Origin of the sequence: Prevotella sp. tf2-5 (assembly GCF_900115435.1) — a bacterium.
GTDB lineage: Bacteria > Bacteroidota > Bacteroidia > Bacteroidales > Bacteroidaceae > Prevotella.
On the sequence record NZ_FOWK01000008.1, the window covers coordinates 35779 to 54351 of the forward strand.

Sequence of the window (18573 nt, forward strand, 5' to 3'; positions counted from 1 at the left end):
CAGGCAATATAAATGAATAAGGTATATGAAATCAATCTTTGGAAGGATTTTAACGACAGGTTTAATTGGTTTGACAATGGGATGTAATAGTAGTGTCGATATCGAGCAACAAGTGGATGAGCTCTATGGAAAGATGACGCAGGAGGAGCGTATCGCCCAACTGCAGAGTCTTTATATGGATGTGCTGTTCGATGAGCAAGGAAAGCTGGATACGGCAAAATGTCGCCAGCTGATACCAAACGGTATCGGACACTTCTCCCAGTTTGCCATGCAGAAACCCAGAGATCCCAATGAGTTGCGAGACCGTGTCGCCGCCGTCCAGGATTGGCTCATCAAGAATACGCCCAATGGTATTCCTGCTCTCTGTCATGAGGAAGTGCTGACAGGTGTGAACACGTTAGGTTCCACCATCTATCCCCAACAGATAGGACAGGCGTGCTCCTTTAATCCGGTACTTGCGGAGCTGAAGACGAAGCAGACGAGTAATGCCCTGCGTAAGATGGGAGGTATACTGGCACTCTCCCCAATGGTTGACGTATGCAGAACACCTAGTTTCAACCGTTTGGAGGAGTCATATGGTGAGGATGCCTACCTGTCGGCAGTGATGGGTACAGCCTTCGTCAAAGGACTGCAACAAGGTGACCTGAAGAAAGGTGTTGGAGCATGCTCAAAGCACTATCTCGGCTATGGCGGTGGCGGTGATGCGGAGGAAAAGGAACTGATGGAGGAGATCCTGATGCCCCATGAGGCGATGATCCGTCTGGCAGGAAGCCGCGTTGTCATGCCAGGCTATCATGCCGTGCATGGTACCAACTGTGTCGCCAATGGTGAGATCCTGAATGATATCCTTCGTGGCTATGTGGGATTTGACGGTATGGTGGTGAGTGACTATACCGCCATTGGTCAGATCCCTGATACGGAGGATCCTATACAGAAAGCCGCTGCAGCCATCAATGGTGGTAATGATGTCGACTTCCCGACAGGTTCTGATTATAAGTATTTGCCAGATGCCATCAAAAAGGGACTCGTCAAGCCGGAAGTGCTGGAGCGAGCAGTAAAAGATGTGCTGCGACATAAGTTCCGTGCAGGACTGTTCGACAAGGATGCGTATCTCTATTCCTCAGAGAAAATAGTCCTCGACACCCCGGAGGAGCGTAAGACCGCCTATGATATCGCCACTCAGTCGGTGGTGCTGTTAGAGAATAATGGTGTCCTTCCCTTGAAGGATGTCAAGAATATCCTGCTGACAGGTCCTAACGCCAACAGTATCTGGGCGATGTGTGGTGACTATACCTATCCTGCCATGTCTTATTTCTGGAAGATGCAGGAGGACGTGCCGGATAACCCCCATATCGTGAAACTGCTGGAGGGTATGACGAAACAGAAACCTGAGGATGTCAACCTCATGTACTCCCGTGGCTGTGACTGGACAGAGGAGATAGAGACCAAATATGGTGAGGTGGGTGATGCACGAGCTTGGGAATACGCACTGCTCCATCGTAAGGTAGACGCTGGTGAGAAAGCAGACAAACAGGAAGCGCTCCAAATGGCTAGCCAGAGTGACGTGATTATCGCCGCTGTGGGTGAGAATGTGATGCTGTGCGGAGAGAACCGTGACCGCATGGGACTCCGGCTGCCAGGAAAACAGGAACAGTATGTCGAGGAACTCATCAAGACTGGCAAGCCTGTTGTGTTGGTCATTTTCGGCGGTAGGGCACAGGTGGTGTCCGGACTGGCAGAGAAATGTGCCGCAGTCATCCAGGCATGGTACCCTGGTGAGGAAGGTGGCAACGCTGTGGCAGACATCCTCTATGGTAAGGTGTCTCCCTCCGCAAAACTGTCTGTCAGCTATCCCAATACGGAGATCAACACTCCCGTCTGCTATAACTATAGCGCAGAGAAAGACGCACGGATCCAGTGGCCCTTCGGCTATGGTCTGACCTATACCACTTTTGAGTACGGCAACCTTCATGTGGACAAAGAGATGGCTACTACTAACGAGAGTATCAGTCTTTCTTTCGAAATAAAGAATACGGGTAAGATGACTGCTGACGAGATAGCACAGATATACCTGAGTCCTGCTGACGGGCAGTCTATCCGTCCCATCCAACTGCAAGGCTTCGCACGTGTCAGTTTGCAGCCTGGGGAGCAGAAGAAGGTACAAGTCAAGCTCTATACGGAGCAGTTTGGCTTCTATACTCATGAAAGTCAGCGACAGTGGAACATCCGTCCTGGTAAGTATATCGTAAAGGTGGGCAGCTCCTCAGAGGATATCAAACTACAAGAGACGATTACCCTTACCGGTGATCCTGTCGTCAAGCCCATCAGGGATTTCTATTTCTCAGAGACATTATAATATATGTATGTAGTATTAGCCGACAATCAGGATATCACCAGGGCAGGCATGATGTATGTCTGTCAGGAGCTGGGGCAGGTGGAGATGCACCGTGCTGAGGATAAGGTGGAGCTGATAGAACAGTTGAAACAGCATCCTGAGGCAGTGGTGGTATTAGACTATACCCTTTTTGATATCAATGATGTCGAGGAACTGGAAATCCTGTATCAGCGATTCCCTCAAGTACAATGGATACTTTTCAGTGTGGACCTGTCGGGTGATTTTGTCCGTCGGGTGATTGCCATCTCCCCACGTTTCAGTATCTTGTTGAAAGAGTCACCTATACAAGAGATAAGAGAGTGCCTGTTGTTTGGGCAGCGACATCAGCGATATATCTGTCAGCGGATGGCAGAGCTGTTGTTGGCTCCGCAAACGAAAGTGGTGGAAGAGGATGTGAAACTGACACCTACGGAAATCGAGATTCTTAAGGATATCGCACTGGGACAGACCACCAAAGAGATCGCGGAACGTCGTTTCTCCAGTTTCCATACTGTGAATACCCATCGGAAGAATATTTTCAGGAAACTAGGGGTCAATAATGTCCATGAGGCTACCAAATATGCCTTGAGAGCAGGACTTGTAGACTCTGCGGAATACTATATATAATAAAGGTTTTCGTCGCTTTTCAGAATAAAAAAAGTAGGAATTATCTCACGACAACTCCTACCCAATTTCTAACTAACTTATTATCAACTATTCATTACTCATTCTGAATTCACATTGCAAAGATAAGTACTTTTTTTGATATCTGCAAGAAAAAGACAAAAAAACTTCGAAAAAAGTTCCGTAAACGTTTGCGTAACTCGGAAATTATTAGTAATTTTGCATGTGATGAGTAAAATTAAGCAACATAGAACCTCCTTAAAAGATCTGGCAAAAGAGTTAAATGTCAGTATTGCCACAGTGAGTCGTGCCTTACGTAGCTCAACAGAGATAGGTGAGGAAATGCAGCGTCGTGTGAAGGAACTGGCAAAGAAAATGAACTACCGCCCGAATCCCTTCGCACAAAGCCTTCGCAAAGAGGCTCCCAAGATTATAGGGGTGGTGGTGCCGAACCTGGTGACCCACTATTATGCCGCTGTCCTTGATGGTATTGAGGATGAGGCGAGAAGGGCAGGGTATAGCGTGATCAGCGCCAACAGCCATGAGGACTGCGAGAAGGAAGCGAATGTGGTGGATAACTTCATCGGCTTGCATGTGGAGGGTATCATTGCTTGTCTGGCTCAGACAACGACAGACTATAGTCATTTTGAGGAATTAGCCTCAATGGGTATCCCCTTGGTGTTCTTTGGACGGACCTGTCTTTCCGACCGCTTCTCCAGTGTGACAGCTAATGGTGATGAGGCTGCGATGATGGCTACCCAGCATCTGATAGATACGGGCAGCCGTCGTATCTCCTTCATCGGAGGTCCTAATCATCTGGATATGGTGCAACGACGTAAACACGGCTATTTGGAGGCTTTGCGTGAGAATCGTATCCCCATAGAACGCGACTTGGTGATTTGTAATAAGATAGACTATCAGGTGGCATTGGAGGAAACTGTGAAATTACTACAGAGGGAGGATCGCCCGGATGCGATACTCGCCTTTAATGATATCATCACCTTTGCCGCTTTTACGGCTATAAAACAGCTGGGACTGCGCATCCCCGATGATGTTGCCCTTATAGGTTTTACGGATGATGCCCATGCGGCTTATGTGACCCCCCGGATGTCTGCCATAGTGGATCAGTCGTATCTGATGGGTGTTACTGCCTGTCAGGTGTTGTTGGGGCATATTCAGGGGGATACTAAGGTGCAAAAGAAGATTGTTCCCCAGCAGTTGATGATCCGAGATACTTCCGCGAAAAACAAAAAGTAAGCATTTTTTTTGGTCATATTGTAAAAAAAGTGTATTTTTGCAGATATTATTTGGAAAGATATATTTTACCAATGACTAAGAAACTTGTTTTACTATCCTTATTCATATGCCTGATGCCATTGGCTACGATGGCAGGGATACCTGATGTGAAGTTCAGTCGCTTGGATACACGCGATGGACTGAGTAACTCCCAGTTGTTATGTATTCTTCGTGACTCGAGGGGTATGATGTGGTTTGGAACGCCTTACGGATTGAACCGCTATGACGGGTACCGATTCAAGACGTTCTATTCCTATCCCAAGGATACGACTACGATGCGTAACAATTATGTGGATGAGATTTATGAGGCATACGATGGGAAACTGTGGCTCCGGCAGAGTATGAACTATACCATCTATGATCCTGTGACGGAGAAATTCGACCGCCATCCGGAACAGTGGTTGCAAGAGCATGGTATCACAGGAGGTATAGAGCGTCTTTATATCGACTCGAGAAAAGACTTCTGGGTGAAGACTTATGAGAACGGCTTCTGGCATTATAGTCCTCGTACGGGCAAATTAAAGCAATACCACTTTGGCTATGGTCGTCAGGAGTTCAATAGTGACTTTGGTGTCTCTGGATTTACAGAGTTCGGGAAGAGCGTGTTGATATCTTCTTTCAATGGTGAGATCATCTGCTTTAATCGTGAGAAAGACTGGATCAGCTGGAAGAGTGACTATCTGCGAAAACACGGATTCGTCAACAACCAGGACTGTAAGCTGCGGGTAGACAATGAAGGTAACTTGTATGCTATCACGATGCAGGGAACCTATATCTTGATGAATGGCAAAAGGCGATGGTGCCATTCCCTGCCAGAGTTGTTCCATAGCTGGGGAATTAATGACACAGAGGAAGTGCAGAGCGTCTGGGATGTCCAGTTGGACCATCGAAAGAGATTATGGCTTGCCACAGACCATCATGGCGTGATCATCGTCGATCGTAAGTCGCAGGAGATTCGCCAATTCTTGAATGACAAGCATGACGAGACCACTGTCAGTGACAATACCATCCGTTTCATCTATCGCGACCAGTTGTCTCGCATGTGGTTGGGATCCTATATGAATGGTGTGTGCTGCTATACTGAGAGTAGTTCGAATTTCCAAAATATCGAGTTAGGGAATATCAATACTATCTGTGTCGACAAGGCTGGCTACTATTGGTTAGGTACTAACGACAAGGGTATCATCCGTTTTGATCCCCGTACGGAGGAACAGGTCGTCTATGACAAGGCGAACAGCGGTATCGCCTCTAATACAATGGTTGGTTCTTTGGCTGCTCGCGACGGTTCCGTATGGTTTGGAACCTATGAGGGTGGTCTGATTCATATTAAGGACGGACAGGTGACTAACTATCGCGCTACAGGAAAGCCCAACGACCTTGCTAATAATAATGTATGGACTGTTTATGAGGACCAGTGGGGGTATATATGGATAGGAACGCTGGGAAGTGGTGTACAGCGTATTGACCCGAGAACGGGACACATGGACGAACCGATCAACACCAAGAACTCTATCCTTCCCAGTGACTATATCTCTACGATTAGCAGTACACAGAAGGGCTGGCTGATGGTGTCACACTCTGTTTACTATTCTATTATCAACCCTAAGACAAAGAAGGTTATTAATCGTAATATTACGGACAACCATAATAATATTAGTATTACGGAGACTTCTATCAATGCGATGCAAGATAGTCGTGGGTTGTCATGGCAAGGCTCATCCTCTGGAGCTACGATATGGGACCCAAAGACCAACGAGGTCTATCTTATCGACATGCGTTCTGGTATGTTTGGCTCTACTGTAAACAGTATGATAGAAGATGAGCGTCATACGATGTGGCTGGTAACGGATCACGGAGTGACAAATGTGGTGCCACAGAAAGTCGCAGACAATAAATGGAACTTTGTGGTGCGTAGTTTCAACAATCGTGACGGACTACATGGCAGTCCCTATAACCAGCGCTCACTTTGTTATACTCCTGACGGGAAAATCCTGGTGGGTGGTCAAGGAGGACTTGACATCATCAATCCTAAGAAAATGGGTAAGGGACGTTTGAGGGAGGTTCCTCTTTTTAGTGGACTGAAGATCGGTGGTCGTGAGGTGGAAGTTGGTGAGGAGATTCATGACGATATCGTATTAGATGAGGCTCTTGACTATTGCCGTGAGATTACTCTTAGGTACGACGAGGAATTCACGGTACAGTTGGCAAGTAATAGTGGTGAGATCCATAACCGTTCCCGTTTTATCTATAAGTTGGATGGCTATAATGACGAATGGCTGCGTACAGAAGAGGTGAATCCTAATATCACCTATCAGAGTCTTCGTGCAGGCTCTTATGACTTATGTGTCCATATGATGAACGATGACGGAACGATGGGAAAGGAAGAGAACCGTATCTCCATCACCATCCGTCCTCCTTTGTGGCGTACTCGTTGGATGATATTACTTTACATGCTATTGATAGCTGTCGCCGCATGGATCTGGAGGAAATGGTATATCAAACGTCACGAGCGACGAATAGAGGCAGAGAATCTCCGTCGTGAGACTGAGAAGATATCCTGGATGTCGGAAATGCGAAGGAAAATGGCAGAAGAGCAGTCTGATGAGACTCTTGTGGTGAAACAAGATAAAATGGAAGCCCAGATGCAACAAGCAGACATCGTCGCTTTCATCAAGAAGGTGTGTGATGAGTTTAAGGGATATGAGAATCTGCCTTTCAAGTTGTCTATCGTCACTGCAGTCAACCAATTGCAATTGATGTTTGACCCTGAACTGATGAAACGTGCGATGAATATCCTCCTGACGAACTCCGTCAGGTTTGCTCCAACAGAGAGTCGTATCAGTGTGGGGGTTGCCCGGATGTCAACTGGGGATGCTCAGATACAGGTGGCAGATAACGGGGTAGGAGTTCCCGAGCAATATAGGGAGCATATCTTCGATCCTGTCCCTGAGGGTGAAGGTATTCAGCTCGATAAGGTGAAGGCAATAGTGGATGCCCATCATGGCACTATCCGAATGGAGGATAATCCTGGTGGCGGCTCTATCTTTATCATCACTCTGCCTGGAGGTGATGTCATAGAAGAGGCTGAAATCATAGAAGACTAGCAAAAACATTAAATAAATCAATGAAAAACTTTAAAATGGTGACGACAGGAATCCTGTCGATGATGATGGCAACACTGACTGCTGCTGACTATACTGTCAAAGGTAATTTCGTGACCATCCCAGTGAAAGAAGTGAAGGCAGGTGGTGCTAAGGTAGTGCGACTGCAAGTAATCAACGACAATATTATCCGTGTGCAAGCTACCTCGGAGAGTGCACTGCCGCAGAAGCAAAGTCTGATGATCGTGGAGCAGAAGGCTCAGCCGATATTCGACGTGAAGGAAGATGATGATAAGGTCTGCGTGAAGGCAAAGAACGTAGAGGCTCGCGTGGATACGGAGTCTGGTAAGATTACTTTCTATGATGCCGCAGGCAAGAAGTTGCTCAAGGAGGACGACAAACAGTTTAAGAACTTCACTGTTCCTGAGCGTGAATATGGTCTGAAGGGTGGTGCTCCTCTGACTGAGGCGATGAAGCATGGCATCCAGTGGCAGATGAAGTTTGATTCTCCAGATGATGAGGCCTTTTACGGACTTGGACAGCACCAGTCGGAAGAGTTTAATATGAAGGGTAAGAATGAGGACCTGTTCCAGTATAATACGAAGGTCAGCATTCCTTTTGTCCTATCTAATAAGAATTATGGTATTCTGTGGGACTCCTACAGCTATTGCCGTTTTGGTAATCCCAATGATTATCTCCAGCTTAACCGTGCCTTTAAGCTCTATGACAAAAAGGGAAAGGCAGGACATCTGACAGGTACATATGTGGATAAGGACGGTAAACGTCTGGTTCGTGATGAGGATTCTATCTATTATGAGTATGCCTTCCCCACGACCTCTGAGATTGCTGTCAAGACAGATAATGGTGGTATCAAAAACCTGCCGCAAGGTTTTAACTTGCAGGGTGCCAGCGTTGTCTATGAAGGCTTCATCGAACCTGAGTGCATTCCCGAGCAAGGCTCGCCTACCCGTAGCCTTTGCGGTAAGTGTACAGGTAAACAGGCTGACTATCAGTTTATCCTCTATTACTCTGGTTATGTGAAAGTATATATTGACGGAAAGGAAGTCGTTCCTGAACGTTGGCGTACTGCATGGAATCCTAATACCTATAAGTTTACGGCCAAGGTACGTAAAGGGGTGAAGAACCAGTTGCGTATCGAATGGCAGCCTGACGGCGGGGAAGCCTACTGTGGACTTCGTGTCTCAGAGCCTCGTAGTGAGGAGGAGCGTGGTAAACTGAGCATTTGGAGTGAGATGGCTCGTGACATGGACTATTATTTCATTGCTGGAAAGAATTTCGATGAGGTGATTAGCGGCTATCGTACCTTGACAGGTAAGGCCTCCCTCTATCCGAAGTGGGTGCTGGGATTCTGGCAGAGTCGTGAGCGTTATAAGAGTGCCCAAGAGATTGTGGAGACGCTTGCAGAGTTCCGTAAACGTCATATTCCTGTTGATAATATCGTGCAGGACTGGAATTATTGGAAGTTGGATTCTTGGGGTAGTCACGTCTTTGAGTCTGAGCGTTATCCTGATCCTCAGGCAATGCTGGACAATGTTCATAAGATGCATGGTCGTTTCATGATTTCCGTATGGCCTAAGTTCTATGATACTGTCGAGAATTATAAGGAACTGGATAAGAACGGTTGGATGTATCATCAGGCTGTCAAGGATGATATCCATGACTGGCTGGGCTTCCGTGGCTCTTTCTATGATGCCTATGATGCCGGTGCCCGTAAGATGTTCTGGCGACAGATGGATGAGAACCTGTATTCTAAGTATAACCATGATGGTATCGCTGGAGTAGATGCTTGGTGGATGGATGCCTCTGAACCGAATGTGCGTGACTGTACGCCGATGTGGTATCGTAAGGCTCTCAGTGGTCCTACGGCTCTTGGAACATCAACGGAGTTCTTCAATGCTTATTCTACTGTCAATGCGGATGCGATCTATAATGGTCAGCGCAGTGTGTGGAAAGGTAAGGACAACGAGCCTCGTGTGTTCTTGTTGACACGCAGTGGCTTTGCAGGAGAACAGCGTTTCTCTACTGCCACATGGAGTGGTGATATCGGTACCCGTTGGGAGGATATGCGTGCTCAGATGACTGCTGGTCTGAACTATTCCATGTCGGGTATCCCGTTCTGGGGCATGGACCAAGGTGGCTTCTGTGTGGAGAACCGTTATGTGGCAGCTCAGCAATTCTATGATAAGACGGGTGTGGAGAACGAGGACTTGAAGGAGTGGCGTGAGTTGCAGACGCGTTGGAACCAGTTTGGTGCCTTTATCCCCCTCTTCCGCGCTCATGGACAGTGGCCCTTGCGTGAGATATGGAATATTGCTCCAGACGATCATCCTGCCTATAAGTCATTTGTCTATTACGACAAGCTGCGCTATCGTCTGATGCCTTATATCTATTCTATGGCTGGTTGGGCTCATTTCAAGGATTATACTTTGATGCGTGCCCTTGTAATGGACTTCAACGGTGATAAGGAGGTAGAGAATATTGGTAACCAGTGGATGTTTGGTCCTGCTTTGATGGCTTGTCCTGTTGGCTATTACAAGGCACGTAACCGTAACGTTTATTTCCCAAAACAGTGTGGCTGGTATAACCTTTATACCAATGAGTATGTGGAAGGTGGTCAGTCGCTGGTTGTTGATGCTCCTTATGAGTGTATCCCAGCCTATGTCCGTGAGGGTGCTATCATCCCCTTCGGACCAGAGATGGAGTGGAGTGACGAGAAGCCTGCTGAGCTGATCAATCTTTATGTGTATGCGGGACAAAATGGCTCGTTCCAGCTTTATGAGGACGAGGGTGTGAATTATAACTATGAGAAGGGTAAATACGCTACTATAGAGATTTCCTATGATGATGCTTCAAAGACGGTGAGGTTTGGTGCTCGTAAGGGTCAGTTCAATGGCATGCTGAAGAATCGCCGTTTCAATGTGGTTCTCATCACGAAAGATACTGCTAAACCTCTTAACCTTGACAATCCTGAGGGTAAGATGGTGCAGTATAGTGGTAAGGAAATCAGTGTAAAACTGTAGCAAATGAGATTAAAAAATATATTGCTAGTTTTAGCCGTAGCTACTGTGAGCGTAGCTGTCCAGGCTAAGCCGGATGAAAAATATAAGGACACAAAGGAATACCTTACCCTTCGTGACACCATGCACCATGCCTTCAATAATGGGGACAGCGCACACTTTTTTGTGTCTGTTCGCAAACTCGAGGATTACCTGTTGGGTCAGGGCGACTTACATGCTTACTACACACAACGATGTAATGAGATTGTTTTCCAACTGAACCGACAACGTATCTTTGAGGCATATAAGCTCGCCACCCAATTGTCGAAGGAGTTGACGGAAAAGAAACTCGACAAGGAGATGTATATGGCGATCAATATGATGGGGCATATCTATAATTACAGCGGTAATAAAGAAGGGGCGAAGAAATGCTTCTGGGAGGTTATCCGCAGAATGGAGCAGGAGGGGTATACAGAAAGTCAGCCTCCTATCTATATGAATCTGGTGAATATCGTGATGGAAGAGGATCCGCAAGAAGCATTGCGACTGATAGACCAGGCAGCGGAAATTGCTAAAAAATCATCACCAGAACGGGTGTTTGATATTGAGACACGCCGTACCCTTGTCTATTATCGCTTAGGTGACAACCAGCGTTTTCTGGATGGCTATAATGCATATCGTGAAGGATTGGAAAAAGGACTCTCATCAGTTCATGGCAGGATATTGGAAGTCTATTATCTGGCTTCGCAAGGGCTTGTTGATGATGCTGCTCATTTGGCAACTGAGAGTTCTGATAATCCTTTTTTGACACAAGCGGAGATATACGCTAGTGCAGGACGTTGGGAAGAGGCTTATGCTGCTTTGAAGAAGAATGTCGCAGAGACCGACTCCCTGAACAGTCTGATTCTTAGCAGTTCCATGCAAGGCATACAGAACGAATTAAAAATCTATGAGGCAGAGCGAAGGGTCAGTCGTCTTTGGTTCTATGGTTTGGTGGCAATTGTTATATTGTTGTTCTCACTCGTCGTGGCATTATTCTATATCGTACAGATGCGACGTCGTCATTGGCGTGAGATGAAAAAAGCCTATGACAGAGTCCTGGAGTCTGATAAGCTGAAGACTGCTTTCATTCAGAATGTGAGTCATGAAGTCCGGACACCGTTGAATGTCATTAGTGGCTTCGCACAGGTGATGGCAGCAACAGAATATGACATTACTCCTTTAGAGCGTCGTCGAATTGCTAATACCATGATGAATAGCACCAGACGTATTACGACCATGGTTGATGAGGTGTTGGAGATGTCAATGAATGAGGCTGGTGTGGTAGAACAGAACCTCTCTGACGTACAAGCTAATGTGGCGCTTCGTCGTATCATGGGAGATTTCCGCAGAGAAGTAGGACACCTCAGTACTAAGTTCTATTTTGAGAGCTCCCTTGATGAAGATTTCAAGATAAGGACGAATGAGAGTGTGTTGCGCCGTATTATCACCCCATTACTTGATAATGCGGTGAAGAATACGGATGATGGCGAGGTGAGGATGATCTGCACAAAGACCACCGATCAATTAGTGATAGCAATAGAAGATACAGGACGAGGGATCCCGGCAGAAGAGGCAGAGCATATCTTCGAACGTTTTGTGAAGTTGGATAATTTCAAAGAAGGAATGGGAATTGGACTGACTTACTGTCGCTCTATGGCGAACCGACTGGGTGGACATGTCAGACTTGATACTTCCTATGCAGGACCAGGCGCTCGTTTTGAAATTATGATTCCTTTGGTAAAGAAAGAAGAAAAAGCATAACAATATGAGAAAAGTTTTATTCCTTAGTTTTTCTGTCGTCCTCATTGGATTGACAGCTCAGGCTCGTGACCGTCAGAACTTTGACATTGGTTGGCGGTTTATCCTTGCCGATTCGGTGCAGATGTCGAGTCAAACGTATAATGATGGACATTGGCGAATATTGAACCTGCCACATGATTGGGCGATAGAGGGTGATTTTTTTGTAGGTAATCCCAGTGGCGCTGGAGGTGGCGCATTGCCTGGTGGTATCGGTTGGTATCGTAAACACTTTTCTCTCGACTGCGAGGCGGTGCCTGGTAATCGTTACTTTATCGAATTTGACGGTGTCTATATGAACTCTACCGTCTATGTCAACGGACAGGAGGTAGGGCATCGTCCTTATGGTTATTCAAGTTTTGAGTACGATATTACTAAATTCCTGAAGCAAGGTGATAATGTCATTGCGGTGAAGGTCGACAATTCCGACCAGCCTAACTCCCGCTGGTATAGCGGATGTGGCATCTATCGTCATGTTTGGTTGACAAAGACTCATTCCGTGCATGTCAAACACTGGGGTGTTCATGTCGTGACGGATGCGAAGACGGGACAGGTTAAAGTCGATGTGGAACTGGATAAGTATCAAGCGACAAATACTCATCGTCCGACAATCAAGAATACTGTCTTCGACGCTAATGGTAAGGAAGTCGGGTTGAAGGTTAAGAATCCACATCTATGGTCGGTAGAGGATCCTTATATATATAAGGTTCGCACGCAGGTGATGATTGATGGTAGAGTCGTTGATGAGGTATGGACGACGACGGGCTTCCGTGATTTTAAGTTTGATGCAGAGACAGGCTTCTGGCTCAATGGCAAGAACTTTAAGTTGAATGGAGTCTGTGAGCATCATGACTTCGGTTGTCTGGGCGCTGCTGTCAACGAGGATGCCATGCACCGCAAGCTGTCGAAACTGAAGGCAATGGGTGTCAATAGCATCCGTTCCTCACATAACCCTCCAGCCCCGGAGTTGCTGAATATGTGTGACACGATGGGTATCATCGTGATGGATGAGAGCTTTGATATGTGGAGACGTAAGAAAACGGCAGGCGACTATGCCCGTTTCTTCGACGAATGGCATGAGCGTGACCTTACAGATCTGATACTCCGTGACCGTAATCATCCCAGTGTGCTGATGTGGTCTATTGGTAACGAGGTACTGGAGCAGTGGTCGTCAGCTGAAGCAGATACATTGACGCTTGAACAGGCGAACTTGATTCTGAATGCAGGACATGATGCCTCTACGCTGGCAAAAGATGGTGAACTGTCCGTACAGTCTTTGCTCACGCGTCATCTTGCTGAGATTGTGAAGCGTTATGATACGACACGTCCGGTCCTTGCCGGTTGTAATGAGCCGGATCCTAATAACCACCTTTTCAAAAGTGGTGCGATTGATATCATTGGTTTTAACTATCACCACCAGTGGGTAAAAGATGTTCCCAAGAAATTCCCCGGGAAGCCTTTTATCTTCTCGGAGAGTGTGTCGGCACTACAGACACGCGGCTATTATAAGATGCCTTCCGATGAGATTACCTGGGCACCGCAGGAGTGGTGGCTTCCTTATACGGACCCCTCCTATATGTGTTCTTCATATGATAATATGCACGCTTCCTGGAGTTCTACTCATGAGGAGACTTGGGACGTGGTGAAGCATAATGCCTTTGTGGGTGGACAGTATATCTGGACCGGCTTCGACTATATTGGTGAGCCGACACCCTATGGTTTCCCTGCCCGTTCTTCGTATTTCGGTATCATTGATCTTGCAGGATTCCCCAAGGATACTTACTATATGTATCAGAGTGAGTGGACGACAAAACCTGTGCTGCATCTTTTCCCCCATTGGAACTGGGTACCAGGAGATGAGATTGACATGTGGTGCTATTATAACAATGCCGATGAGGTGGAATTATTCATCAACGGCAAGAGTCAAGGGGTACGTCGTAAGACTGGTGAGCAGACAGAGGGACGTTATGACATGCACAACACCAAGGCAAGATTGAATTCCGAATACCATGTTGGATGGCGTGTCGTCTTTGATCCTGGTGAGGTAAAGGTGGTGGCTCGTAAGGATGGCAAGGTCGTTGGCGAGCAGACGATCAAAACAGCTGGAGCACCAGCAAGGATTCGTCTCTCAAAGGACTATCAGGGTAAAAATACTACTTTTGTCACCGCCGAGGTGGTGGATAAGGATGGTAACCTTTGTCCGTGGGCAGAGGATCAAATCTATTTCATCTATGAAGGTAACGGTCAAGTATTGGGCACAGATAATGGTTGCCAGACTTCGATGGAGAATTTCAAGGCTCCCCAGCGTAAAGCTTTCTTTGGCAAATGTATGGTAGTGGTAAGTGGTAATGGCTCGATAACAGCCAAGTCACCTACACTACAGTCTGATGTGATACAGTTGAAAGTTAACAGATGAAAGATAAGAGATGAAACGCACGTTATTATTCTTTTGTGTAATAGGTAGCGGCTTTACTGCCACTACCACCTACGCCCAGTTGCAGACTTCCGCAGGTGTCCAGTATCTGCAGTGTATGCCCAAGGATCAGTCGGGTGATTTCTCTGATTTGAGTAACACCTATTTCCTTGCTGACTCGCTGGCATCATTCGATGGGACGAAAGGAGAGGGTTTGTTGAATTGGAAGCGATATCGGATGACACCTCGTCAAGCCTTCAACCTCAACGGTTATTGGCCTGTGCGGATGCAGATGCTCGATTTCCCGGATACACAGTACGATAATGATCCTAACTTGTCATTCAAGATAGACTTCGTGAGTCCCCGTTGTATACGAATCAGGATGGCTACCTCACCCGTTGAGGCTCCAAGAAAAGATGGAGAGAGTCTGATGCTGGCAGGTCCTGTGCCTACCACCTCTGCCTGGAAAATGAAGAGCGACGGCAAAGTCATTGCTTATACTACCGATTATGGGACGGTGGAGATCCAGAAATATCCTTGGCGTATCGTGTTGAAAGACAAGAGCGGGAAGGTGATGACACAGACACGCCATATCATTGATAATGACTCCAGTCAGGTGAAACTCCTGCCGTTCTCGTTTATCAAGCGTGGCTCTGATAATTCTCGTAGCGTCAACCCCGTATTGACGATTGCTCCTGGTGAGCGCATCTATGGATGTGGTGAGTCATTTGGTGCCTTGAACAAGGTAGGGCAGAAGGTACAGATCATGGTGACTGACCCACAAGGACCAGAGACGGATGGACAGTATAAACCAGTTCCGTTCTATTTCTCCAACCGTGGCTATGGTATCTTCATGCATACCTCGGCACCCGTCACTGCAGACTTCGGTGCTTCGTATATCGGAGCCCAGCGTCTGTTTATGGCTGACGAACAAATAGATTTCTTCGTATTCTTCGGGTCTCCCAAAGATATTCTTAACGAGTATACGAATATTACGGGAAAGTCGCCGATGCTGCCGTTGTGGACTTTCGGTACGTGGATGAGTCGTATTACCTATTTCTCACAGGAAGAGGGTCTGGAGATTGCTAAACAACTCCGTCAAAATAAAATTCCAAGTGATGTTATCCATTTCGATACAGGATGGTTTGGTGTTGACTGGCAATGTGACTATGAGTTTGCCAAAGACCGTTTCAAAGATCCGAAAGGTATGCTCGACCAACTGAAACGTGACGGTTTCCATACTTGTCTGTGGCAGTTGCCATACTTTACACCCAAGAACCGTTTCTTCCGTGAACTCGTTGATGGCGGTATGGCGGTGAAGAATGCCGCAGGCAGCCTGCCTTACGAGGATGCTGTCTTGGATCTGAGTAATCCCAAGACCGTGAAATGGTATCAGGATAAGATTGCCAATCTCATTAAACTCGGTGTCGGAGCTATTAAGTGCGACTTTGGTGAGGCGGCTCCTTACGACGGCTTCTATTATAGTGGTCGTGGTGGACTCTACGAGCATAACCTCTATCCTGTCCGTTATAACAAAGCTTTGTTCGAGGCTGTGAAGGCGAATAGTGGGGAGGGAGTCATCTGGGCACGCAGTGCCTGGGCAGGTTCTCAGCGTTATCCGTTACACTGGGGTGGTGATGCCGCTACGACCAATACGGGTATGTTGGGTGACTTGCGTGGCGGACTCTCCTTTGGACTCAGTGGTTTCTCCTTCTGGAGTCATGACATGGGTGGCTTTGTTACTGCATCCCCTGAGGATATCTATCGCCGTTGGCTACCCTTTGGCTTCTTGAGCAGTCATACCCGTGCACATGGTGCACCTCCAACGGAGCCATGGCTCATCAGCGAGTCGTTCACAAAGGCTTTCCGTCAGGCTGCGGAGATGAAGTATAAACTCATGCCGTATGTCTATGCACAGGCAAAAGACTGTACCGAGCGGGGACTGCCGATGGTACGTGCCCTGTTGGTGGAGTTTCCTGACGACCCCGGTGCCTGGCTGGTGGAGGATGAGTATATGTTCGGTTCTCAGATTCTGGTTGCCCCGTTATTGGAGAGTGGCAACAGTCGTACCTGTTATCTGCCCAAGGGCAAATGGATTGACTATCAGACAGGCAAAGTCTATGAGGGCGGTTATCAGACCATCAAGGTCGGTGAGATTCCTGCTGTCATCCTCGTCCGTGACGGTAGTCTCATTCCCCATGTACCTCTTGCCCAGCGTACCGATCAGATACAATGGGACAAGGTAGAGTGGAAGGCATACAAGGCCGATGCGAAGAAATGCACAGGTTTACTCTTCAAGCCTGGCGATACGTCGTTACAACGCATAGAGCGATAAAAGAAAAAGGGATGTGTCTGAACGCACATCCCTTTTTCATGACTTATTGATAGCACTCGAAGATCTTATCGACCGTCTCGCGATTCATCTTCGGCGAGAGGAGACTGACGAGCCATACGACGGGGAAACCACCGACCATGGCGATAGCTCCACAGTTGATGGGGTTGATGGGATTACCTAAGAGCATGTTAATCACGGTCAGTCCTACGCCCCAGATGAAGCAAGCCCATACACTTACCGTTGTCACGCCACGCCAGTAGAGTCCCAGCATGAAAGGAGCCAGGAAGGCACCAGCCAGCGCTCCCCATGAGATACCCATGAGTTGGGCGATGAATGTTGGTGGGTTGAGAGCGATCAACAAGGAAATGGCAATGAAGAACATGATAAGCACACGCATCACCACGACTTTACGACGCTCGATCTTCTCTGCGACGATATCGTCAATAGATCCTTCCTCCACTTCTCCCGGCAGCGACTTCTTGTCGCGATAGATGAGGTCGAGTGTCATCGTTGAACTGGAGGTGAGTACCAGCGATGCCAGTGTTGACATTGATGCGGAGAGTACCAGCAGTACCACAAGGGCGATGAGCACATCGGGCAGGGTGACAAGCATGGAGGGTACAATGCTGTCGAAAGCAAGTTTGCCGTTCGGCAGGACGGGAGGCATGCCGTACAGACGTCCGAAACCGCCGAGGAAATAGCAGCCGCCAGCCACGACGATGGCGAAGATCGTGGAGATGATGGTACCACGTTTGATGGCACTCTCGTCCGTGATAGAGTAGAACTTACCCACCATCTGCGGAAGTCCCATCGTACCTAACGAGGTCAGGATGACAACACCTAATAGTCCCCAGGGGTCAGGTCCGAACCATGAGGCAAAGCCACCGTTAACAGCCGGGTCAGTATCAGCGGGCAACTGCGCCAATTTGTCGACAGCCGCCGTCAGTCCACCTTGTGCGTTCAGTACGGCAAGGATGACGGCAACGATGCCAAAGAGCATGATGATACCCTGTATGAAATCGTTCATTGCCGTTGCCTTATAGCCGCCAAGGATGACATACACCGCTGTCAGGATTGCCATGATAATCACACAATACTCGTAGGGAATGCCGAAGCCCATCTCGAAGAGGGTGGAGATGCCTTTATACACACCGGCGGTATAGGGGATGAGGAATACGAAGGCAATGACAGAGGCGACGATACGCAGTCCCTGGTCTGCAAAACGGGTGCCGAAGAAGTCGGGCATGGTACGCGACTCAATATGTTGTGTCATCAGTTTGGTACGACGACCTAGCAGGATCCATGCGAGGAGCGAGCCAATCAAGGCATTGCCGATACCGATCCATGTCGACGACATACCGTATTTCCATCCAAACTGTCCGGCATAGCCCACGAAGACCACAGCAGAGAAATAGCTCGTCCCGAAGGCGAAAGCGGTGAGCCATGGTCCCACAGCACGACCGCCTAATACAAAACCGTCCACACTACTTGCCTGTTTGCGGGTATATACACCCACGCCAATCATCACTATCAGGAAGATGATGGTCAAAAGGATCTTGATAATCATAGTTTTA

The 18573-nt window shown here is 47.6% G+C and carries 9 protein-coding genes; 8 read left to right on the plus strand and 1 reads right to left on the minus strand.

Annotated elements, in window-relative coordinates:
• Positions 1-25 precede the first annotated feature (25 nt).
• The 8 genes from BM257_RS09365 (at position 26) to BM257_RS09400 (ending at position 16999) form a co-directional block, all read left to right on the plus strand.
• Positions 26-2356 carry a glycoside hydrolase family 3 C-terminal domain-containing protein gene (locus BM257_RS09365; protein WP_092071560.1) on the plus strand — a complete coding sequence of 777 codons (2331 nt, stop codon included), beginning with the start codon at positions 26-28 and terminating at the stop codon, positions 2354-2356.
• Between the two features lie 3 nt (positions 2357-2359).
• Positions 2360-3001: a response regulator transcription factor gene (locus BM257_RS09370; protein ID WP_092071564.1), complete on the plus strand. Its 642-nt coding sequence runs from the start codon at positions 2360-2362 to the stop codon at positions 2999-3001.
• A gap of 234 nt (positions 3002-3235) precedes the next feature.
• Positions 3236-4255, plus strand: coding sequence for a LacI family DNA-binding transcriptional regulator (locus tag BM257_RS09375; RefSeq protein ID WP_092071808.1), 1020 nt, complete (start codon positions 3236-3238; stop codon positions 4253-4255).
• A 71-nt stretch (positions 4256-4326) separates the two neighbouring features.
• On the plus strand, positions 4327-7398 hold the full coding sequence (locus BM257_RS09380; protein WP_092071567.1) for a two-component regulator propeller domain-containing protein: 3072 nt from the start codon (positions 4327-4329) through the stop codon (positions 7396-7398).
• 20 nt (positions 7399-7418) lie between these two features.
• On the plus strand, positions 7419-10436 hold the full coding sequence (locus BM257_RS09385) for a TIM-barrel domain-containing protein (protein ID WP_092071570.1): 3018 nt from the start codon (positions 7419-7421) through the stop codon (positions 10434-10436).
• A 3-nt stretch (positions 10437-10439) separates the two neighbouring features.
• Complete coding sequence (locus BM257_RS09390; protein WP_092071573.1) at positions 10440-12215, plus strand: sensor histidine kinase; 1776 nt, start codon at positions 10440-10442, stop codon at positions 12213-12215.
• 4 nt (positions 12216-12219) lie between these two features.
• A complete protein-coding gene (locus tag BM257_RS09395; RefSeq protein ID WP_092071576.1) occupies positions 12220-14667 on the plus strand; it encodes a glycoside hydrolase family 2 TIM barrel-domain containing protein in 2448 nt (815 codons plus the stop codon).
• Positions 14668-14677: 10 nt separating this feature from the next.
• Entirely contained in the window at positions 14678-16999 is a 2322-nt protein-coding gene (locus BM257_RS09400) for a glycoside hydrolase family 31 protein (protein WP_092071581.1), read from the plus strand.
• A 43-nt stretch (positions 17000-17042) separates the two neighbouring features.
• On the opposite strand, the gene BM257_RS09405 is transcribed toward BM257_RS09400, so the two are convergent.
• Entirely contained in the window at positions 17043-18566 is a 1524-nt protein-coding gene (locus tag BM257_RS09405) for a sodium:solute symporter family transporter (RefSeq protein ID WP_092071584.1), read from the minus strand.
• Positions 18567-18573: the final 7 nt, after the last annotated feature.

Coding starts and splice junctions, on each gene's coding strand:
- BM257_RS09385 (WP_092071570.1), top strand. CDS start 7,419: ATGAAAAACTTTAAAATGGTGACGACAGGAATCCTGTCGATGATGATG.
- BM257_RS09395 (WP_092071576.1), top strand. CDS start 12,220: ATGAGAAAAGTTTTATTCCTTAGTTTTTCTGTCGTCCTCATTGGATTG.
- BM257_RS09400 (WP_092071581.1), top strand. CDS start 14,678: ATGAAACGCACGTTATTATTCTTTTGTGTAATAGGTAGCGGCTTTACT.
- BM257_RS09405 (WP_092071584.1), bottom strand. CDS start 18,566: ATGATTATCAAGATCCTTTTGACCATCATCTTCCTGATAGTGATGATT.
- BM257_RS09390 (WP_092071573.1), top strand. CDS start 10,440: ATGAGATTAAAAAATATATTGCTAGTTTTAGCCGTAGCTACTGTGAGC.
- BM257_RS09365 (WP_092071560.1), top strand. CDS start 26: ATGAAATCAATCTTTGGAAGGATTTTAACGACAGGTTTAATTGGTTTG.
- BM257_RS09370 (WP_092071564.1), top strand. CDS start 2,360: ATGTATGTAGTATTAGCCGACAATCAGGATATCACCAGGGCAGGCATG.
- BM257_RS09380 (WP_092071567.1), top strand. CDS start 4,327: ATGACTAAGAAACTTGTTTTACTATCCTTATTCATATGCCTGATGCCA.